Origin of the sequence: Synechococcus sp. BS56D, assembly GCF_004332405.1 — a bacterium.
In the GTDB taxonomy this organism is placed as follows: Bacteria; Cyanobacteriota; Cyanobacteriia; order PCC-6307; family Cyanobiaceae; genus Synechococcus_C.
In genome coordinates this window covers 321,913-342,783 of record NZ_PHQU01000002.1, presented here as the reverse complement: position 1 = coordinate 342,783, position 20,871 = coordinate 321,913, and the positions used below count along the sequence as shown (strand labels likewise).

The 20,871-nt window shown below is 61.4% G+C and carries 17 protein-coding genes; 4 read left to right on the top strand and 13 right to left on the bottom strand.

Features of this window, described 5'->3' with window-relative positions:
• Window positions 1-49 precede the first annotated feature (49 nt).
• Window positions 50-1,057, top strand: coding sequence for a tRNA dihydrouridine(20/20a) synthase DusA (gene dusA, locus CWE17_RS04345; protein ID WP_131455119.1), 1,008 nt, complete (start codon window positions 50-52; stop codon window positions 1,055-1,057).
• 36 nt (window positions 1,058-1,093) lie between these two features.
• Here dusA and CWE17_RS04340 read toward each other — a convergent pair whose 3' ends face one another.
• From CWE17_RS04340 to CWE17_RS04310, 7 genes are all read right to left on the bottom strand, one after another.
• The gene (locus tag CWE17_RS04340; RefSeq protein WP_131455118.1) at window positions 1,094-1,666 is read right to left on the bottom strand and encodes an RNA-binding protein; all 573 of its coding nucleotides are present in this window, start codon (window positions 1,664-1,666) and stop codon (window positions 1,094-1,096) included.
• Window positions 1,667-1,776: 110 nt separating this feature from the next.
• Window positions 1,777-3,183, bottom strand: coding sequence for an argininosuccinate lyase (gene argH, locus CWE17_RS04335; protein ID WP_131455117.1), 1,407 nt, complete (start codon window positions 3,181-3,183; stop codon window positions 1,777-1,779).
• A 32-nt stretch (window positions 3,184-3,215) separates the two neighbouring features.
• The gene (locus tag CWE17_RS04330) at window positions 3,216-4,625 is read right to left on the bottom strand and encodes a PP2C family protein-serine/threonine phosphatase (protein ID WP_131455242.1); all 1,410 of its coding nucleotides are present in this window, start codon (window positions 4,623-4,625) and stop codon (window positions 3,216-3,218) included.
• 36 nt (window positions 4,626-4,661) lie between these two features.
• Window positions 4,662-6,185, bottom strand: a complete 1,524-nt coding sequence (ftsY, locus tag CWE17_RS04325; RefSeq protein WP_131455116.1) for a signal recognition particle-docking protein FtsY — start codon at window positions 6,183-6,185, stop codon at window positions 4,662-4,664.
• A 26-nt stretch (window positions 6,186-6,211) separates the two neighbouring features.
• Window positions 6,212-6,865 (bottom strand): transcription antitermination factor NusB, encoded by a 654-nt coding sequence (gene nusB / locus CWE17_RS04320; protein ID WP_131455115.1) that lies wholly within the window; start codon window positions 6,863-6,865, stop codon window positions 6,212-6,214.
• A 36-nt stretch (window positions 6,866-6,901) separates the two neighbouring features.
• Window positions 6,902-7,651, bottom strand: coding sequence for a DUF502 domain-containing protein (locus CWE17_RS04315; protein ID WP_131455114.1), 750 nt, complete (start codon window positions 7,649-7,651; stop codon window positions 6,902-6,904).
• Between the two features lie 75 nt (window positions 7,652-7,726).
• Window positions 7,727-8,392: an HpsJ family protein gene (locus CWE17_RS04310; RefSeq protein WP_240789240.1), complete on the bottom strand. Its 666-nt coding sequence runs from the start codon at window positions 8,390-8,392 to the stop codon at window positions 7,727-7,729.
• Window positions 8,393-8,433: 41 nt separating this feature from the next.
• Between CWE17_RS04310 and queG the strand changes: the two genes are divergently transcribed.
• From queG to CWE17_RS04295, 3 genes are all read left to right on the top strand, one after another.
• Window positions 8,434-9,411, top strand: coding sequence for a tRNA epoxyqueuosine(34) reductase QueG (gene queG / locus CWE17_RS04305; protein WP_131455112.1), 978 nt, complete (start codon window positions 8,434-8,436; stop codon window positions 9,409-9,411).
• On the top strand, window positions 9,411-10,304 hold the full coding sequence (locus tag CWE17_RS04300; RefSeq protein WP_131455111.1) for a tetratricopeptide repeat protein: 894 nt from the start codon (window positions 9,411-9,413) through the stop codon (window positions 10,302-10,304). Before queG ends, CWE17_RS04300 begins: the two co-directional genes overlap by 1 nt.
• Window positions 10,305-10,371: 67 nt before the next feature.
• Window positions 10,372-12,849, top strand: a complete 2,478-nt coding sequence (locus tag CWE17_RS04295; protein WP_131455110.1) for a DNA topoisomerase (ATP-hydrolyzing) subunit A — start codon at window positions 10,372-10,374, stop codon at window positions 12,847-12,849.
• Here the strand turns inward: CWE17_RS04295 and purF are convergent.
• The 6 genes from purF to CWE17_RS04265 form a co-directional block, all read right to left on the bottom strand.
• Window positions 12,840-14,282 carry an amidophosphoribosyltransferase gene (purF, locus tag CWE17_RS04290; RefSeq protein ID WP_240789239.1) on the bottom strand — a complete coding sequence of 481 codons (1,443 nt, stop codon included), beginning with the start codon at window positions 14,280-14,282 and terminating at the stop codon, window positions 12,840-12,842. The genes CWE17_RS04295 and purF overlap by 10 nt on opposite strands.
• A gap of 78 nt (window positions 14,283-14,360) precedes the next feature.
• On the bottom strand, window positions 14,361-16,691 hold the full coding sequence (gene purL / locus CWE17_RS04285; protein ID WP_131455108.1) for a phosphoribosylformylglycinamidine synthase subunit PurL: 2,331 nt from the start codon (window positions 16,689-16,691) through the stop codon (window positions 14,361-14,363).
• Between the two features lie 41 nt (window positions 16,692-16,732).
• Window positions 16,733-17,530, bottom strand: a complete 798-nt coding sequence (locus CWE17_RS04280) for an RNA methyltransferase (RefSeq protein ID WP_131455107.1) — start codon at window positions 17,528-17,530, stop codon at window positions 16,733-16,735.
• 4 nt (window positions 17,531-17,534) lie between these two features.
• Window positions 17,535-18,671, bottom strand: coding sequence for a DNA polymerase III subunit beta (gene dnaN / locus CWE17_RS04275; protein WP_131455106.1), 1,137 nt, complete (start codon window positions 18,669-18,671; stop codon window positions 17,535-17,537).
• Between the two features lie 431 nt (window positions 18,672-19,102).
• On the bottom strand, window positions 19,103-20,161 hold the full coding sequence (thrC, locus tag CWE17_RS04270) for a threonine synthase (RefSeq protein WP_131455241.1): 1,059 nt from the start codon (window positions 20,159-20,161) through the stop codon (window positions 19,103-19,105).
• 112 nt (window positions 20,162-20,273) lie between these two features.
• Entirely contained in the window at window positions 20,274-20,867 is a 594-nt protein-coding gene (locus tag CWE17_RS04265; RefSeq protein ID WP_131455105.1) for an alpha/beta hydrolase, read from the bottom strand.
• Window positions 20,868-20,871 lie beyond the last annotated feature (4 nt).

Genomic DNA, 20,871 nt, shown 5'->3' with positions numbered 1-20,871 from the left:
AGCAATGCTGATGTTCTAAGCGAGGCCTGGCGCGAGGCAGCATGGGGGGATGGATTCCCCCACCAGCTCCGACCGGGAACCGCCCTGGCGCTTCAGTGTGGCGCCAATGCTCGACTGCACCGATCGTCACTTCCGCCTGCTGATGCGGCAGATCAGCAGGAGAGCCTTGCTCTACAGCGAGATGGTGGTGGCCCAAGCGTTGCACCACAGCGATCGGCGGGAGCGACTGCTGGGATTTGATCCAGAAGAGCACCCCCTTGCCTTGCAAGTGGGTGGAGACGATCCCCTGCTGCTGGCGGAAGCAACCCGAATGGCCGCCGACTGGGGCTATGACGAGATCAACCTCAACGTGGGCTGCCCGAGCCCCAGAGTGCAAGCAGGGAATTTCGGTGCCTGCCTGATGGCCGAACCAGAGACGGTGGCCCGATGCGTCGCAGCAATGAAAGCCGCCTCGGATCTGCCGGTGACTGTCAAGCATCGGGTCGGTATCGATGCGCTCGACAGCGATGCTCTACTGACCGCCTTCGTGGATGCAGTGGCCGCCGCTGGCGCATCACGATTCAGCGTGCATGCCCGCAAGGCCTGGCTGGAGGGACTGGATCCCAAACAGAACCGCACAATTCCGCCTCTGCAGCACGACAGAGTGATTGCCCTGAAGGAGCGCCGACCCGAGCTCACCATCGAGCTGAATGGCGGGCTGGACACCCCAAGCGACTGCCTCAATGCCCTGCGCCACTGCGATGGAGCCATGGTGGGTCGTGCGGCTTACGCCCATCCCCTGCGCTGGGCCGAGGTGGACCAACTGATCTACGGCGATTCAGCACGACCACCGGTTAGTGCCTCAGGGGTGGTGAGAGGACTGATGCCCCATGCGGAACGACATCTCCAACGGGGGGGACGACTCTGGGACATGGGCCGTCATCTCGTGCAACTGGTGGAAGGAGTGCCTGGAGCACGCCACTGGCGCAGGGATCTTGGTCAGAACGCCCAACGCAAAGGAGCCGATCTGACCGTTCTCGAGTCAGCCGCCCGGCAGCTTGAGGATGCCGGGCTCTGAACCTGTGCTGCTGATCGCCTGGAACAGCGAAAGGGATCAGCCCTCTGCGCCGCCGTAATCGCCGTAATCGTCGCCTTGGGGAGCAGTAGCTCCACCGCCACGGCGACGACGACTGCGGCCATCGTCGTAATCACCGCCCTGGGGAGCTCCACCGCCGCCCCCATAACCGCCACCACCGCCGTAGCTGCGATCTTCCCAGCCACGGGCGCCGGAACCACCGCCATAACCACCGCCACCGCCGTCATCAGAGCGACCACCGCCGCCCCCATAACCGCCGCCGCCACCGCCACCGCCGTAGCCACCACCACCGCCGCCGCCATAGCCACCACCGCCATAGCCGCCACCACCGCCTCGACGGGGAGCACTGCCGCGGGGTTCGGCTTTGTTGATGCGCAGGGGGCGGCCCATCAGTTCAACACCCTGAAGGGCTTCAATCGCAGCAGCTTCTGCTGCCTCATCCGCCATTTCGACGAAGGCGAAACCACGCTTGCGGCCGGTGTCGCGCTCCAGAGGAAGGGCACAGTTGGTGACTTCGCCATGGGCGGCGAACAATTCAATGATGTCTTCCTGCTCAGCGCGGAAGGGCAAATTGCCGACGAAAATGCTCACTTTCCTAATGGACCGTTGATAAGAGGGACCGATGGGACCTGACCTGCCATCGGTTCATGGTCCGAAAAGGGATCAATGGCCTCTGGCTTGTTTAGCGTAGACCCAGTGAGTCACTTCGTTGACAAACGTTCAGACCAGAGAGCCAGCTGCTCCTCAACGCGAACAAAAGCCGTTCCCCCCTCACTGAGACGGGCCGCCACCACGCGGCGAGGCACAAGCGCCTCCAGCAGATCCGCCTCAATCACCGGATGAAACTGCTGCCACTGCTCAAGACTGAGATCACGCAAAAGCACACCGTCCTGAAGGCAACGCTTCACCACCGCACCCACCAACTGATAAGCCTCACGGAAGGGCACACCACGGGTCACCAGATAATCAGCCACATCGGTGGCATTGGAAAAATCAGAGGCGACAGCCTGCTCGAGACGCTCCGGTCGGAACTCCACCCCCTCCTCGAGAAGAATCGCCATGGCCTCGAGACAATCAGAGGTCGTGCGAACAACATCAAACAGGGCTTCCTTGTCTTCCTGAAAATCCTTGTTGTAAGCAAGCGGCAACCCCTTGATCATCGTCAATAGGCCCTGCAAATGGCCGAAAACCCGGCCACACTTTCCACGCACCAGTTCCGGCACATCTGGATTCTTCTTCTGAGGCATCAGGCTGCTACCGGTAGCGCAGCGGTCGGTCAGACGCACGAAACCGCATTCCTCACTCGCCCAGAAGATCACCTCCTCCGCCAAGCGGCTGAGGTGGGCCATCACCAAAGCAGCCGCGGCGGAGAACTCCACCGCGAAATCCCGATCGCTCACCGCATCAAGACTGTTGGCATAGACCCGCTCAAAACCCAGGGCCGTTGCCGTGCTGCGTCGATTGATTGGCACAGGTGTACCAGCCAATGCCGCAGCCCCCAACGGAGAGATGTTCACCCGAACGCGCACATCCCTGAGTCGCTCACGATCGCGCTCGAGCATTTCCACGTAGGCCAGCAGATGGTGGGCCAGACAAAGCGGTTGGGCCCGCTGCAGATGGGTGTAGCCCGGAATCAAGGTCTGACGATGGCGATCGGCCTGCGTGAGCAGGGCACGCTGACAACGCACAACCGCCTGCTCCAGCGCGTCGATCCTCCTGCGCAACCAGAGACGCAGATCCGTTCCCACCTGATCATTGCGGCTGCGGCCGGTGTGAAGCTTCTTACCGACCGGACCCAGCAAGGCAATCAGACGCCGCTCAACCGCAAAATGCACATCCTCATCGGCCAGGCCAGGCTGGAAGTTGCCGGATGCCGCTTCGCTGCGAATCTGCTCCAAACCGGCGCAGAGCTGACCAGCCTCTTCATCGCTGATCACTCCGCATTCAGCAAGCATGCGTGCATGGGCGATCGAGCCATCCAGGTCCTCCTGCAACAGGGTGATGTCAAACCCGATGGAGGCGTTGAAGCGCTCGATCGCCGGGTGCAAGCCCTCTTCAAACCGATCACTCCAGGTGCCCGAGCCGCCGCCCGTCACTCCCGCTGCCATACCTGCCGTTCACGCCACCAGCCTTCAGCTTGTCAGAGGGCAGAACGGGGAACAGACGGAAGCATCACCTCCTCACGCACCTTGAGCACCACCATCGAGGCGTCATCCTCCAACTGCCGATCCGCACCGATAAAACGATCCAGACGGGTAAACAGCTGATCGAGGATGCCCTGGGAGCCCATCCCAGAACGACAGGCCGCCTCAAGGGTTCGCATCAGGCGAGCTTCATCAAAGCGATCACCCGTGATGCCAGGGGCCTCCGTGACCCCATCGGTGTAATACAGAATCACGTCACCGGGTTCGAGCACCACATCGCCGCAGCCGTAGTCGGCCTCCGGCTGAAGACCGATCAACAGACCCGGTGCATCGAGGCGACTGATCGTCCGCTGTTGGGCACGCCAAATCAGCGGCGGGTTATGGGCCGCATTCGCAAAACGAAGCCGGCGGGTGCGTGGATCGAAATCGGAATAAAAAAGGGTGACGAACCGGTGCGACTGGGCCAGATCTTCCTGGGCCAGCTGATTGAGGTCATGGAGGATGCGATCCGGAGGCAGTCCGCTCAACACCTCGGCGCGGAGCATCCCCCGGAGCATGGTCATCAGCAAACCGGCCGGCACCCCCTTGCCCATCACATCCCCCATCACGAGAGCCCAACGACCCCGTTCACGTCGCCGCCCGATCAATTCCGGTCGCGTCGGGATGAAGTCGTAGTAGTCACCGCCCACCTGAAACGCCGGGCGGCAACGGGCCGACAACTCCACCCCTTCAATCACCGGGCAGCGATCGGGCAGCAGCTGCGCCTGGATCTCCGCACCAATGCTGAGCTGGCGATCCACCCGTTCATGGCGACGGGCCTGCTGCAGCATCAGGTCGTTTTCAATCGCCACCGCGGCCAGATCGGCCACCAGTTGCACGTGGCGGCGATGCACCTCGCTCCAGGCCATGGACGGCCCATGGCTGAACACATAAAGACGACCCCGAGGACGACCACGGGCCACGAGGCTGGTGGCAAACAGCTCCGCTCGACCGAGCTGACGCTGAACCAGATGATCGAGACCCTGAAGCTGACTCTCCTCTGAGGCGAAACCCACAACCAGCCCAGGCTCGTAGGCAGCGACCTGTCGCAGCAGCTCCTCCGATCGATCGGACGGCAAAACCTGGAGCTGCTCACGCCAGAGGCGCCCATCCGCCTGAAACGGCACCAAGAGGGCTCCTTCCACTCCAACGAGCCGCGATGCCACCACGGGCACCAGCTCCAGGAAACGATCAAGGTTGGTGAAGCTGCGCAGAGCGAAACCGAGAGACACCAACAGGTCCTGGTTGGTGCGCTGTTCGTTGGAAAGGCTGTCGAGAAGCTGCCGAAACGATGCTGTAGCCGTCAATGCCTGGGGGGCACTGCGTTGACGCGGAGTGGAGTGGCGCCGTGGTGGCTTACTGCTCACGGCCAACCATGGCAGGACCCGCAAGGTAGCAAGGGTTCAGCGGCCGGCCAGCAATGCCTCGACAAACTCAAAGCTGTTGAAAGGCCGTAGATCTCGGATCCCCTCCCCTGCTCCGATGAAACGGATCGGCAAACCTGCCTCCGATGCGACCGCCAGAGCGACCCCACCGCGGGCGGTGCCATCAAGCTTGGTGATCACCACACCCGTGAGATCAGCAGCCTTGGCAAAGGCCATCGCCTGTTTCAGACCGTTCTGCCCCTGGCTCGCATCGAGCACCAGTAGAGACTCGACCTTGGCCTCCGGAGCAAGCCGATCAACGATCCGACGGATCTTCTGCAGTTCCTCCATGAGGTTGTGCTTGGTCTGCAGACGACCAGCCGTATCCACCAAGAGCAGATCGGCGTTGCGGGAACGGGCGGCACCGATCGCATCGAACACCACCGCCGCGGGATCGGCATTGGCCGAGGGATTAGAGACCACCGGCACATCACTGCGATCAGCCCAGACCGCCACCTGCTGCACCGCCGCCGCACGAAAGGTGTCGGCCGCGGCCACAAGAGCGCTGTAGCCACTGCGGACGGCGAGATTGGCGAGTTTGCCGAGGGTGGTGGTCTTGCCCACACCGTTCACTCCCACCATCAGCCAAATATTGAGACGACCCCGCTCCGGAGCGAGAAGCTCGACACCGCTGTCCTGAATGGGCTTCTCCAGCAGATTGCGCAGCTGCTCTTTCAAGAACCGGATCCCTTCGCGAGGATCCACCACGTCTTCATTCAGGCGTCGGCGCAAGGCCTCCATCACCTGATCGGTGGCCTGCACGCCGGCATCTGCCCGCAGCAGCAGAGCCTCCAGTTCATCCACCACCTCTGGAGTGAGGGGGTCGTCGCCCAGATTCTCCAGCAGGCTCGTAACAAAACCCTGGCGGGTCTTTTCAAGGCCGCGCCGCAGGCGACCGAGCCAATCAATCTCTTCAAGCGATACCTGCTCAGCGCGGCGCCCCTGGGCTGCGAGCACCTCGGCAGACCAGGTGAAGGTGTCATCGAATGCTCCGAGCTGTGGATCATCACCATCGCTGACCAGAGCAGGAGATCCGCTGATATCAAAGGACTGAGCCGGTTGGGCCGGCTCCACGGGATCGACTGGAAGGCTCCGGCGTTCGAGATCTTCGCGGCGTTCCTGACGCTGGGCCGCTGCCTGCTCCAGCAGGGACAAACCCGCTGTCGGAGCCGGATCAGGCGATACCGCGGATGACGCTTCGGGTGTGGATTCGCGCTCTTGAGAGTCAGAGAGAGGCGCTGACTCAGAGGACGCGATGGACTCCTTAGCAGGAGCAACCTGTTCTGCCTGAACAGCCAATGCTTCCTGGGCCTTTTGCGCCTTCAGGCGTGCGTAGGCCTGCCGGGCCCACTCCAGGGGATCCTCATCGGCAACTGCCCCATTGGCCTGTGATGGATCAGCCGCAGGTTCAGCCGCCTCTGCGGGTTCAGCAGCGGTCACCTCTCCATCGGCGGGCTCCTGTCCGGGCGGAACGGAGGTGCGATTGAACCAGTCGTAAACCATCGATGCGGGGCTGGGGTGACCGGAGGTCAGAACAGGGAAGAGGTGGATGCCGCCGCCTGGAGACGGCGAAGCACTCCATTGATCATGCGCCGCCCCTGATCATCGCTGTAACGATTGGCCAACTCGACAGCCTCATTACAAGCAACCGCTGCGGGGGTCTTCAGAGCGGTGAGATCCACAACAGCCAAACGCAAAATATCCCGGTCAATGCGAGGCAGACGGGTCAGCCTCCAGCCCTCCATCACTCCATCCAAACGGGCATCAATGCTGGTGCGCTGCTCCAGCACCAACGCGATCCGCTGCCTGGCGTCCTCCCGCACACGATCCTGATCGGCGAGGGCCAGCAGTCGTGGCAGCTCTAAAGATCCAGACAAACCGTTCAGCACCTGCTCAGCTGACGCCAGGGACGCCTTGAGCTGGTCGCGCACCACGGCATTGTCACTGCGATCGCCATCCTTCAGTTCGCTGTCCAGCAAATGCTGCTGGGCCTTCTCCAGATCGGCAGCACAGCCATCAAGGGTCTCGCGCCAATGCTGAAGAAGCGTGTCAAGCGCTTTCTGGAGCAGGCTCTCCACAGAGAAGTCAGCCTTAGCCGACTCCTGAATTGCTTTCACCTCACGGTCAGGAAGTTGACCAAGCACCAGAAGAGCCAGCTCTCGGGCCAGGGATCGGGACTGCATGGAGGATTCGCGAAAGAGGAACGGCAGACGCAAGCGTCAGGCTTCGGAGGTGCTTGAAGAGGGCGTCACGGAGGCCCGCAATTGGGAGATCAAACTGGAGAAACTGCGATTCACCGGTGCTTCCCGTTCATCGGGATTGACGATCCCAGCCGAGATAATCGTGCGGAAGGCATCCTCCACGGAAATATTCAGATCACGGACGGAGCTCTCCGGCACCAGGGTGTACCACCCGGTGGTGGGGTTGGGCGCCGTGGGAATGAACACGCTCAGCAAGGGCTGATCAAGCTCCGCTTGCAGAGAGGGGCCAACGATCCCAGTCACAAAACCGACGCTAAACAGACCCTCCCGGGGATACTCCACCAGCACGACCCGACGAAAGCGCTTGGAGTTGTCACGAAGAAACGTCTCCAGCAGCTGTTTGAGGGTTTTGTAGACCGATCCAGCCAGGGGAATCCTCGACAGGGTTCCCTCCCCGAACTCGAGCAGCCAACGGCCGACGATGTTGCGGGCCATCAAACCGATCAGGAGGATGCCCAACAGAGGAACCGTGAGCCCCAAAGCCAGGTTGATCAGGTCCTGAAGCAGCGGATTGAGGGTGATGAAGGGATTGAACTGCTTCGGAATCGACGTGAGAAAGGCCAGAACGAAGCGACTCACCGTGGTCGCCAGCCAGATCGTGGTGGCAAGCGGAATCACCACCAGCAAGCCAGCAATCAGGTCATTCTTGAGATCCTGTTGAAGTCTGGCGCTGAGCGGCAGATCAGGTCTGGGGTTGGACTGCACCAAGAAACGTCCCGGTCCTGGAGTCGACGAGGTCTGTCCAACCTAACCAGCGGCCAGAGGATCAGTCAGAAAAGCCGTTCAGAGAACGGCTGCAAAGGCAAGAAGAACGAAGGCGATAGCTAGCACCACAGCACTGACGGTGCCGCCATAACGGCGCTGATTCACCGCAAGGTTGCGCTGACGCTCCGCCTGCTGGATCTGGTCGTCCATCTGCTGAAGCTGACCATCGATAAAGCGCTGAGCCGCCTTGGTTTTCTCTTCATCGCTCGCCCCAGCTGGGAGCTGACCGGCCTGGGCCAGTTGGTCGCCGAGCATTTTGACGTTGTCGGGATTCTTGCCTTGCTGACGGGCCATCTCGAGCTGACCGCGACGCTGCTGAAGGGTCTGGTCCGCTTGACCGGAAAGGGTCTGATTGCCGCTGATCGCCATGGGAACCACCGCGATCATGACCACCGTGAGCAGAGCGGAAAGAACGCAGACGACCCAACGGATCACGGTGCGCTCAGCACCGGGATGATCCAGACGGGAACCGATCAGCATCAACAGCAAACCGACAAAACCCATCGGTGCTTGGCTGACCAGCCGCTCGATCAACAGCTGCTGAAAAGCCGGCTCAGACCAATCCGCACCGCTGAGCACAACGGAGATCTGCAGAGCGAGCAGAACCACCAGGGTGAGACCGAGCCAACGCAGCACCGGCGCGAGGCGCAGGTTGGAGGAGGAACCCGAAGCGGAAGCGGACACGGCAAGATGCCAAAAGGTGCCCAACTTTACGGTCGATTTCCGTGTCGCATGACACCGATCTGTGCCAGCTCAGCAGGGCCCTGAAACAGCAGGCGCGCCTCCAGGGGTTCGATCCTGTCGGCATCGCTCGACTGCCGGGTAGCGCCCGACTGCAGCTGCGCACAGCCGCCCTCCAACGCTGGCTGGAAGCAGGCCACCAGGCAGAGATGGGCTGGATGGCCGCACCGCGGCGTCTAGCTGCGGATCGGTTGCTGGAAGGGGCCAGAAGCCTGCTTGCGGTGGGTCTCAACTACCACGTGGCTTCCAACCGGGAACAGGGAGCCCTGGCGATCGCCCGATACGCCTGGGGAAGGGATTATCACCGCGTGGTCAGCCAACGACTGAAACGCCTGGGTCGCTGGCTGGAAGCCCAGCATCCCGGCGTGGGCTGGAGAGCCTGTGTGGATGCTGAACCGCTACTAGACAAAGCCTGGGCTGAGGAAGCCGGTCTGGGCTGGATCGGGAAGCACAGCAACCTGATCCATCAACAGCGGGGCTCCTGGATGGTGATCGGCCATCTACTCACCACCTTGGAGCTGGATCCAGACCAGGCAGCCAAGCCCCTCTGCGGTCGCTGCACACGCTGCATGGAGGCCTGTCCAACCGCAGCAATTCGCGAACCTTTTGTCGTCGATTCACGACTCTGTCTGGCGTATCACACCATCGAGAACCGAACGACGGAACTGCCAAAGGCGATCAGCAGCTCCCTCGGACCCTGGGTGGCCGGGTGCGACATCTGCCAGGAGGTCTGTCCTTGGAATCAAGGCTCGATCCCCAGCAGTGAGGATCCCGATGTGCAACCGCGACCCTGGGTGCTCAGCCTGACGCGCCAACAGGCACTCAGCTGGGATGACGTCACCTGGGGAGACAAATTGCAGGGATCGGCACTGCGCCGGATCAAACCCTGGATGTGGAGACGAAACGCGGCAGCGACGGCTGTGGAGAGCCCGCCTAACCTGAACGGATCTGAGGCACAGTGATGGGGCGGCAGGGTCAGCGCGTCGGCAGAGCGACCTGGTGTGCAGCGGCATTGATGGGCCTGGCCAGCGTGATGCTGCCACCTGCCTCGAGGGCACTTGTTCCCACGGTGTATCTACCCAGCAGCCAAGAACTGGAGGGTTCCGGCATTGGCATCGGACGCACCGCTGCGCAACTTCTCAAGCTCGGACAACCCGAGGAAGCCGCCCGTCTGGCTGCCCTCGCCGTGCGTCTGCAACCGAACGATGAACGACTTTGGTCGGTTCTGGCGGAAGCCCAGCTGCGCAGCGAGCAACTGAATCAGGCCGCCGAATCTCTCGCACGGGCCAAACAACTAAACCCCAAGAAGGCCGGCCTCTGGTTCGCAGAAGCATCTCTAGCCCTTCGGGACAACAGGCCAGATGACGCGATTCCGCTGCTGGATGAAGGGCTGAAGCTCGATCCCAACAACCCTGGCGCCTATTTCGACCTGGGGAACGCCCGGATCATGCAGACCGACTACAGGTCTGCACTGAAGGCTTTTGAAAAAGCGTCATCACTCAAACCCACCTTCTGGGAAGCGGTGAACAACCAGGCACTGGTGCTGTTTGAGATGGGCAACACCCGCGAGGCAATCCAGCGCTGGCGGCGGGTGCTGAACATCAAACGCAACGCAGAACCGATGCTGGCGCTGGCCGCCGCCCTTAACAGCCAGTCACCCGGCAGTGATGAGGCCCTGACCCTGGCCCGTCAGGCCCTGGCGGAAGATCCCAATTACGTGCTGCCGGCCCATCAAAAACAACAGCTCTGGGGTCTGAATCTGCGCCAGGCCACGAGCACGCTCCTCTCCAGCTCGACCCTTAAAGACGCTGTCGAACGGGCGGAAGCCAATGCCGATCCCAGCAGCGGACGCTGAATCGCCTGATCAATCCCTCAGAGATCTGTAGGCTGAGCCCCTTCCGCCCTCAGAATTCCCGATCCGGATGGCCGAGGAGCGCGTTCAACCGATCGCCCTGCATCAAGAGATGCAGCGCTCATATCTCGAATACGCCATGAGCGTGATCGTGGGTCGGGCACTGCCCGATGCCCGCGATGGCCTCAAACCGGTTCAGCGACGCATCCTGTACGCGATGCACGAACTGGGGCTGACCCCAGACCGGCCTTACCGGAAATGCGCTCGGGTGGTTGGGGATGTGCTGGGCAAGTACCACCCCCATGGAGATCAGGCGGTCTATGACGCGCTTGTGCGCCTGGTGCAGACCTTCTCCAGTCGTCATCCACTGCTGGATGGCCACGGCAACTTCGGATCCGTCGATGACGATCCCCCGGCAGCCATGCGTTACACGGAAACGCGGCTTGCACCGATCGCCCATGAGGGGCTGCTGGACGAAATCGGTGATGACACCGTTGATTTCGCGGCCAACTTTGACGGATCCCAACAAGAACCCACGGTTCTCCCTGCCCAGCTTCCCTTTCTGCTGCTGAACGGTTGTGCCGGCATCGCCGTGGGCATGGCCACCAACATCCCCCCTCACAACCTGGGTGAAGTGGTGGATGCCCTGGTGGCACTGGTGCGCAAACCCGAACTGAGCGATGCCAAACTCCTAGAGCTGGTTCCAGGGCCAGACTTCCCGACCGGCGGAGAAGTGCTGCTGGGAAGTGGTGTACGCGAGACCTACCTGAACGGTCGGGGCAGCATTCCCATGCGGGGTGTCGCTCACATTGAAGAGGTGCAACCTGGCAAAGGTCGGCATAAGCGCAATGCGGTGGTGATTACTGAGCTGCCGTTCCAACTGAGCAAGGCTGGCTGGATCGAAAAACTGGCAGAGCAGGTGAACGATGGCCGCATCGGCGGCATTGCCGATATCCGCGATGAGAGCGACCGAGACGGCATGCGCGTCGTAGTGGAACTCAGGCGGGATGCAGATCCTGAAAAAGTCCTCCAGGACCTGCAACGACGCACATCCCTGCAGAGCAACTTCGGCGCCATCCTGCTCGCCCTGGTGGATGGTCAGCCCCAGCAGCTGTCCTTGAGGCAGTTGCTGCAAACCTTCCTTGATTACCGAGAGCAGACCCTGATCCGGCGCACCAGCCATGCGCTGCGCAAAACAGAGGACCGGTTGGAAGTGGTGGAGGGTCTAATCAGCGCCCTCAATGCGCTGCAAGAGGTGATCGAGATGATCCAGAAAGCCCGCGACGCCGCCAGCGCCCGGGCCAGCTTGATGGTGCATCTCAGCCTGAGCGAGCGACAGGCCGATGCTGTACTGGCAATGCCGCTGCGCAGACTCACAGGCTTGGAACAGGAAAGCCTGCGCCAGGAAGCGAACGACCTCCGTCAGGAACGCAGCCGTCTCCAACGATTGCTGCAGGAGCGGGACGAGCTACTGGATACCCTGGTGGCCGAGCTCAAACAACTGAAAAAGCGCTTCGCAACACCGCGACGCACCCGCTTGATTGAAGGGGGCGATCACCTGCTGGCAGAACGGGCGGCAAATCAACGACCAACCGCAGAGCTTCAGCGTCAGCAGGCCCTTGAAGCCCTCCCGGGGGATGCCCGCCTACTGATCCAGGCCGATGGTCAGGTGAAGGTGATCAGCCCCCAGCTCCTCGGACGGTTGCACCTACAGGAAGCCGCTCCCCTGGGCGATGAACCAGCACCGGCACGACTGATCCTGCCCGTCACATCGGCACCACGATTGCTGGCCCTCTCCGCGACCGGTCGCATTGCTCTCCTGCGCTGGGAATTCGCCGGACAGCAGCCAGGCTCCCTGGAACGATTCCTGCCCACCGCTCTGGAAGGCGATCCGCTGGTCAGTTTGCTGCGACTGCCGGACGCCGGACAGTCAGACTCCAACCTGTCTCTGGGGCTGCTGAGCACGGACGGACGCTTCAAGCGGCTGCCCCTTGAAGACCTGCAGGACCTCTCAGGACGAGCAGCGACGATCCTCAAACTCAAGGATGGCGTGAGCCTGCAAACAGCTCTGATCTGCAAAGACGGAGGAACGGTGGCTCTGGTGTCAAACCTGGGAAGGGTGCTGCAGTTGCCAGTCGATGAGAGCACCCTGCCGCTGATGGGCAAGCTGGCTCAAGGACCCATCGCCATGCGTCTGCTGCCCGAGGAGCAACTGATCGGTGCCCTGAGTCTGGATGAGCAGTCAGAGAGCGATTTGATCCTTGCCACCCAGAGGGGACGGTTGATCCGACAGCCCTTGAATGAGCTACGCCTCTGCAGGCGTGGTGACCTGGGCGATGTAGTGATCAAGCTTCATGAGGACCAGGAGCCAAACGATCGAGTGGTGGCGATCAGTTCCGCTGACACGCTGCTGGGGGTGGTCTCCAGCCAAGGCCGTCATGGCCGTTTGCTCTCAGCCGACATTGCAACAGACCAGGGACTGCAGCTTCCTCTGAAAGCAGAGGAAACGCTTGTGGATTTAATTCCAATCATCAGCGATCAGGCCTGAGCCCTGTTAACCGCAGCCACACCCGAGGGCTCCAACATCAACTTGCTGGAGCTGACGCTTTGATCCATGGGAATTGGATAGGCACCATCAAAACAAGCCGTGCAGAAATGCTCGGAATTGGCCTTGGCGGCCTCCACCATGCCCTCCTTACTCAGATAGGCCAACGAATCCACCTTGAGGTGAGCGGTGATCTCCTCGATCGTGAGGCGAGCTGCAATCAGCTGATCCTGAGTGTCGGTGTCAATGCCATAGAAACAGGGATGGGTCACCGGGGGAGAGCTAATGCGCATATGGACCTCCGTGGCACCGGCATCGCGAAGGGCCTGCACCAATTTTCGGCTGGTCGTACCACGCACGATTGAGTCATCAATCACCACAACACGCTTGCCAGACAGCACATCAGGCAAAGGATTGAGCTTCACGCGGATTCCCGCTTCACGCATCGCCTGAGTCGGTTGAATAAAGGTTCGACCGACATAGCGATTCTTGATCAGTCCATCAGCAAAGGCGATACCACTCTCCTGGGAGTAGCCAATTGCAGCGGGGATTCCCGAGTCAGGAACACCAATCACGAGATCGGCTTCGACAGCCGATTCCTTAGCAAGAATCCGGCCAATTCGCTGCCGGTAGCTGTAGAGAGATTCCCCAAAGAAACGACTATCAGGGCGAGCAAAATAAATCATTTCAAACACACACATCCGCGTCGATGCCTCGACCCAGTGATCACGTTTAGGCTCTAGATCACCACAACAAAAACGAACAATCTCACCAGGTTTCACATCATCTTCATAACTAGCTCCAATGATGTCCAGACCGCATGTTTCACTGCTCACCACCCAGTGACCATCGGCGGCCTCACCTAAACGGCCAAACACGAGTGGCCGAATGCCGTAACCATCGCGCAACGCGAAGAGAGCATCTGATGTGCCAATCACGAGGCTGAAGGCGCCTCGGCAGAGGGCCGCGGCCTCGCGAATGGCCGGCTCCCAATCGAGCCCACGCTCGACAGCCTGCTGAATCGCCAGAGCGATCAGCTCTGAATCAGTCGTTGACGTGAATTCGGCAGCACCATCGTCAACCCGCTCCCGTAACTCAGCGGCATTGACCAGATTGCCGTTGTGGGCCAAGGCAAACGGACCAAGGCGGGTCATCAGCACCACAGGTTGGGCATTGCAGACGCGGCTGCTACCGGTGGTGGAATAGCGGTTATGGCCAACGGCGAGATGGCCGGGCATACGAGCGAGCACATCCTGGTCAAACACCTGGCTGACCAGACCCATGTCCTTATGCAGGCGCACCTTGCCCTGATTGAAGACAGCGATCCCAGCTGATTCCTGACCGCGATGTTGAAGGGAGTAAAGGCCGAAATAGGTGAGGTTGGCCACGGGCTGATCAGCCGCGAGCACGGCATAAACGCCGCAGGCCTCCTCCATTCGATCGGGACGCTCAGCCGCAAACTGATGCACAGGGCGCCTCGTCTTCAGAGTTCCTTCTGATTGTGCCTCACGCCCTCACGCCTCCATCCGGCGGGGCAAGGCCTGCTCATGGGCCTGAACCAAGGCCTCAACAGGGGTATCGATCATGCGCTGATCACCGATGCTGAGGGTCAGTCGCTGCTGATCCGTCACGGTTCCCAGGGTCGTGACCGGCACGTCCCGACCTTCAGGACCCGCCAACAAAGCCGTCCAGGCCGACAGACATTCAGCCTTCACAGAGATCACGATCCGCGCACCACCTTCGGCAAAGAGGAGACGTTCCGGCCGCGCAGCGCAAGCGGACAGATCAATCTGTGCACCGAGACCAACCGCTAAACAACTCTCAGCCAGAGCCACAGCCAAACCACCATCGCTGCAGTCATGGGCTGAAGCGAGCAGACCGGAAGCTGCCCCGGCACGCACGAGGGCCTGCACACGAGCCTCAAGGGCAAGATCAGGCCGCGGCGGCCGGCCGCTGAGCAGGCCATGAATCACCCCCTGATAAGCGCTGCCAGCCAGGCCTAATCGATCGTCATTGGCTTCATCAGGGGCGACACCCAGGAGAAACAGGGGATCCCCGGAACGGCGCCAACCCAGACCGATCACCGAAGCGATGGTCTCCACCAGACCGACCATGCCCACGACCGGGGTCGGATGAATCGGTCGGAGCGTGCCATCGTCGCTTCGGGTCTCGTTGTAGAGAGACACGTTGCCACCGGTGACGGGAGTGTTGAGCTGCCTACAGGCTTCCGAGAGACCGCGGCAGGCCATGGCGAGTTGCCAGTAACCACGGTCGGTTTCCGGTGAAGGGAAGTTGAGGTTGTCGGTGACGGCGAGTGGTTCGGCACCAACACAGCTGAGATTGCGGGCTGCTTCCGCAACGGCTGCCATGGCTCCACGCTCCGGGTCCAGGGCGACCCAACGGTTGGGGCAATCCACCGTGGCGGCCACGCCCCGCTCCACAGCCGATAGAGAGCCATCCCCCTGCTGCGGTCGAAGGCGCACAACAGCTGCATCGGCGCCACCGGCAGGAATGACGGTATTGGCCAACACCTGCTGGTCGTACTGGCGATAGACCCAACGTTTGCTGGCGATGGTTGGGTCATCCAACAAACGGAGCAGATCCTCTCCCCAGTCGTGGCCTGGGTCCGCTGCGGGCAGATCGGTCTCGGTCCAACGCCAATGCTGCTGTATGTCCAGAGGGGGTTCCGCGATCAAGGTATGCGTATTGATCGGGGTGTCCTCCGCCAGCGCGCGGGCCGGAATCTCCGCCGCCACGGCACCGTGCTGGAGCACCCGAACCACGGGCTCCTCAAGAACACGACCGACCACAGCCGCCTGCAGGCCCCAGCGGCGGAAGCGTTCCATCAACGCTTCCTCCCGCCCGGCACGCACCACGAACAACATCCGCTCCTGGGATTCCGACAGCAGATATTCGTAGGCGGTCATTCCCTCCTCCCTGGCGGGCACGCGATCAAGATCCAGCTCCACACCCACATCTCCCTTGGCTGCCATTTCCGAGCAGCTGCAGGTCAGACCAGCCGCACCCATGTCCTGAGCAGCAACCACATCTCCACTTTTGAAAGCCTCCAAACAGGCCTCGATCAATCCCTTCTCCAAAAAGGGATCGCCCACCTGAACAGCGGGTCGGTCATCCAAAGAAGCAGCACTCAGTTCCGCACTGGCAAAGCTGGCCCCACCCATGCCATCGCGACCGGTGGTGCTGCCCACATAAACCACGGGATTACCAACACCCATGGCCCCGGATTTGACGATGTCATCGGTCTCCATCAGACCGAGTGCCATGGCATTCACGAGGGGATTGCCGCTGTAGGAGGGATCAAAGGCCACCTCCCCGCCAACGGTGGGAACGCCGACACAGTTGCCGTAATGGGCAATGCCGGCGACCACACCCTCAAGCAGGCCCCGATTGCTCGGCTCGTCCAGAGGTCCGAAGCGGAGCGCGTTGAGCAAGGCAATCGGACGGGCCCCCATGGTGAAGATGTCCCGCAGGATGCCGCCCACGCCGGTCGCCGCTCCCTGGAACGGTTCCACCGCCGACGGGTGATTGTGACTCTCGATCTTGAAGGCGAGACGGTGTCCGTCACCGAGATCCACGACACCTGCGTTTTCACCAGGCCCCACAAGAATGCGCGGTCCTTCCGTGGGGAATCCCCGCAACAACGGCCTGGAATTGCGGTAACAGCAGTGTTCCGACCACATCACACCGAACATGCCCAACTCCGCCCGATTCGGGTCCCGTCCAAGACGGCGCTGGATTTCGCGGTAGTCCTCCTCGGTCAATCCCTCCTGACGGAGAGCGGCGGACACATCAAACGACTGCGCCGAAGCAGGAGACGAAGCCACAAACGGGATGTCAGCTTCTCCCAGTGTTGCCGACGGCGGGATCAGATCCAGGGATCGGGATCGTCATCCCGCCGTCGTGATGAGGGGGAGTCAGGACGCACCGGTTGTTCGTCAGCCCAGGTATCCCCCCAATCCTCTTCCTCCCAAGACGATGCATCAGACCATCGAGCTTGAGAACGCTCCTGGTCGTGGTCGTCCACTTCCGTATCAAAGTCGCCCCCAGAGCCCTCCCAGGGGGGCTCCTCCAACCAACCTTCGAGCCGTTCACCGGCGCGATCACCCATCTGCTGCAGCTGTTCGCGCCAGTGGCGGGAGCGCCGCAGGAAATCCTGACGAACGCTGGCTCGGGCCAAGGGCAATTCATCCAGTTCCCGGAGCGCCGTGGTGACCTGACCAGGCTGCTGATCCACGATCCGATCGGGACTCAGACGCCAGCGACTGCTGCCGGGCAACCGTGGATCACTCCTGCACACGAGGTAGTGGAGGATCTGACCGGTGGCCGGTACGACAGCCAAATCAGCAATGCTGCCCAGCCGTTCTCCGTGGCGATCGAGCAGATCAGCCTCCATCAACGTGGGAAGACGCTCAAGCGTGGCGAGGTCAGCCTCTGCCGGGGGACCTTTGACAAAGGCCTCCTGCTCACTGAGCCCGCGCCATTGATCAAGACGCCAAACCGCTCGAGTGGTGCGCAGCGCTGATGGACGACTGACCCAACCCAGCAACCGATGCACCGGTGGATGCATCCAGGCCATCACTCCGGGGCCGTGATCGAGGCCCTGATCGCAACGGACCCGATGCCGCAGCAGATCGCTCAGCAGGATCTGATCGGGACGTGACAAGGACTCAGTTGCGGATCTGAACAGGCATCACCAGGTAGGTGAAGCTGGATTCATCATCGGCGGCCGAGAGGACAGCCGGCGTGGTGGGGGCATTGCAACGAAGACGGATCCGATCACCCTCCATGGCTTTCAAACCATCCAGCACATAACGGACGTTGAAGGCGATCTGCACAGCTTCACCACTCAACTCGGCAGCCAAAGACTCAGAACCACTGCCGACATCCTGAACATCTGCGCTGATCTGCACGAGACCGGAGCTGGGGTCACTGGCGATTCGCACCACGTTGTTGTGCTGATCGGCCAGGACAGCCACCCGTTCAAGAGCGGCGATGAAGCCTCGGCGATCCAGTTCGAGCACCCTGCTGAAGCTTTCGGGAATCAGCTGCCGATAGTTGGGATAGGTGCCCTCCAAGGTGCGACTGGTCACCATTTGATCTGCGGCAAGCACCACAACCTGCCCCCGGTCATAAAAAAGGGTCACAGGGTCGTCCCCCTTCCAACCCGCCACCAAGCGCTCGACCTCCCGCAGGGAGCGGGCGGGCAAGGTCACCGCGAGCTCGTCCTGATCCTCCTGAAGGGCATCGGGCACCGCCAGCACCGCCAGTCGGTGACCATCCGTGGAGGCAGCCTCAAGATGGCGCCCCTCAAAGCGGAGATGCACGCCGGTCAACAGCTGCTTGGCTTCATCACCGCTGCTGGCGAAGAGGGTGGCCCGCAGGGCTCGCACGAGGGCCGCCGAATCCAATCGCAGGGCTGTGCCGTTCTCAACGAGCGGCAGCTCGGGGAATTCATCAGCGGGCATGCCACGCATCTGATAGCTGCCGCTGAGGCTGGTGAGCTCCACCTGTTCCCCCGCCTCATCCGACGCCAGGGTTACTGGAGATTCATTCGAGAGCCGCGAAACGATCTCCCCCAGGAGCCTGGCGGGCAGGGTGACGGCTCCACTGCTGTCAACAGAGGCAGCCAGGGACGTCTGAATGCCGAGATTGAGATCAAACCCGGTGAGGCTCAGCCGACCTGTTCCGGCATCGGCCGTGAGCAGCACATTGGCCAACACCGGATGGGTCGGGCGGGACGCGACAGCGCGACTGACCAGCTGCAGAGCGGCGTTGAGTTCAGCCTGGGAACAGACCAGTTTCATGGCGTCAACGTCTGGACCGTTGATTCTGAATGGCCTCCCACGGTTTCACAGGCTCGGGAGAAGTGCAATGGCATTGGATCTGGTTTGTTCCTGATCCGGATTAAGGATTAGATCTTTTTTAAAACCAATCCAAACAGCCGTAGTCGGTGCTGGGGAAAGCGTGGAAAAAGGCCCAGAGCGCCTGCCTCATGGGCGATCTTCAGTTCACAGCCCTGGGGAGAGAGACGAGGCTGACCTGGAGAAATGACCGTTCTGCACAGATTGCACAGGCTGTGGAGACGATGCCGTTGGTCGATGAGGCTTGTTTGCCAGGGTTTTCCACGGGTTCTGGAAACGGTTGGCAGCCGTCTTCCGCAGGCAGTTTGCTGGCTGGTTGCGGTGCTGACTCATAAAAAAACCCCCTCTTAGAGGGGGGAGATTTCGCTCTGTTTTCAGAACCCCATGACCTTGGCCACCGTGCCCAGGTCTGGATCGAGATCCGTGTGGAAGGAGGCATCGTTGTTCTGGATCGCGCAATCGGGATCCTTGAGGCCATTGCCTGTGAGCACACACACCACAGTGGCTCCGCTCGGCACCTCATCCTTCCGCTTCAGTAGACCGGCGACGGATGCGGCGCTGGCGGGTTCGCAGAACACACCTTCTTGCCCTCCCAGCAGTTTGTAGGCGGCCACGATTTCGGCATCGGTGACGTCCAGGAAGGCGCCATTGCTGGCCTGACGGGCTGCGATCGCTTTCTCCCGGTTCACTGGATTACCGATCCGGATCGCTGTGGCAATCGTTTCTGGATCTTCCACCGTGGTCTCGTTGACGAGTGGGGCGGATCCACTGGCCTGGAACCCCATCATTCGGGGCAGCCTGCGGCTGCGACCAGCTTGGTGGTACTCCTGGAACCCCATCCAGTAGGCGGTGATATTGCCCGCATTACCCATGGGAATACACAGCCAGTCCGGAGCATCACCCAGGGCTTCGATCACTTCGAAGGCAGCTGTCTTCTGTCCTTGGAGCCTGTAGGGATTCACCGAATTCACCAGGGTGACCGGATAGCGGTCGGAGACTTCACGCACGATGTCGAGGGCGCGATCGAAGTTTCCACGGATTGCTAGAACCTCGGCGCCGTAGACCAAGGCCTGAGCCAGTTTTCCCTGGGCCACGTAGCCATCGGGAATCAGCACAAACGCCCGCATGCCGGCCCGGCGGGCGTAGGCGGCAGCTGCAGCGGATGTGTTGCCGGTGCTGGCGCAGATCACTGCTTCGCAGCCTGCTTCCTTGGCTTTGCTGATCGCCATGGTCATGCCCCGGTCCTTGAAGGATCCCGTTGGGTTCAGACCGTCGTACTTCACGTAGACCTTCACGCCGCGGCCGATCCGCTCGCTGACTGAAGGCACGGGAATCAGGGGGGTGGCTCCCTCCCTCAGGGTGATGACAGGCGTAGCGTCACTGACGGGGAGCCAGCTCCTGTAGGCCTCGATCAGGCCTGGCCAGTCCTGCATCACAGGACCTGTGGTCAGACGCCTGCGCAGCTTCTGGAGCAGAGACACCGGCACAACGCAAAGGACCCAAGGAATCTATGCGGCTGGGCCCTGGCTCATGGGTTGGATGGATTCAGGGCTTGGCTTCCTTGAGTCCATCGAGGGGGGATTCGGAGAAGAATTTCACCAGCCCTGCGATCGATTCCGCCTTTTCGATCACGGCCATCAGGGCAGGGATGTTCACCTCCATGATCTCGGCCGGGTAGGCCTCCAGAAACTTGATCGCATTCAATCCACCACTGCCTTTTTGCAGTCCGTTGATCACTCCGGCGCGAATGGCCGGCACGCTCACGGACGGGGCAGGCACCATCAGTGGATAGATGATTTTCGCCACCCGTTGGATGATCACATCGCCGATCCGGGTCGACATCAGTCGACTGGTGAGCACGAGGGGCAGATCGAGCTTTTGGTTCAGGAGCTTGGCGACAGCCTCAGGGTCCTGACGGCTGAGGCGCAGGATGTCGGCCAGCAGACCGCGGGGTTTGCCCGTGTCAGCCAGGTATGCAAGATCCGCTACCGAAATCGAACGCCGAAAGGCACCGCTGACGAAGGCCACATCCTTGGCGGCGTGGGCGGGTGCTAACAGGCTGCCGAGACCGATGCCAAGACCCGTCGTCAGGGCGAGTACAGCGCGTCGCCGTGATTGGTCGGAGGTGAAACGAAGCATCGGC